Raw genomic sequence first — 470 nt, forward strand, 5'->3', positions numbered from 1 at the left:
TTCACAAGCTGGGACTCCGTCCGGTTACGCGGCGCTACGTATTCGACGCCCGTTTGTATGCCGCCTTGCGGCTCCGGTAGCGCTTTGCGGTCCACTTTGCCGTTGGTCGTCAGCGGCATGCGCTCCAGCTGCACGAAGTACGACGGGATCATGTACCCCGGCATTCCCTGGGCCAGCGAGGTTCTCATTTCGCTGACCGTCAGCGTTCGGTCCGCCACAAAGTAGGCGACAAGCGCCTTCTCGCCCTCGCCGTCCTGACGGGCGAGCACCACCGCTTCTTCCACGCCCTCGACGTTCAGCAGCTGCGTCTCGATTTCGTCCAGCTCGATCCGGTACCCGCGGATCTTCACCTGATGATCGATCCGGCCCAGGTATTCGATGTTGCCGTCCGGTAGCCAAGCCGCCAAGTCACCCGAGCGGTACAGTTTCTCCCCCTCCGCAAACGGGGAATCGACGAACTTCTCCGCCGT

General features: G+C 62.6%; 1 protein-coding gene. It reads right to left on the reverse strand.

The features are described 5' to 3' along the window. The coding region (locus G9G53_RS25735) for an AMP-binding enzyme (protein ID WP_165150884.1) at positions 1-470 on the reverse strand (470 nt) is incomplete at both ends.

Origin of the sequence: Paenibacillus sp. EKM206P (genome assembly GCF_011066155.1) — a bacterium.
GTDB lineage: Bacteria > Bacillota > Bacilli > Paenibacillales > Paenibacillaceae > Paenibacillus > Paenibacillus polymyxa_D.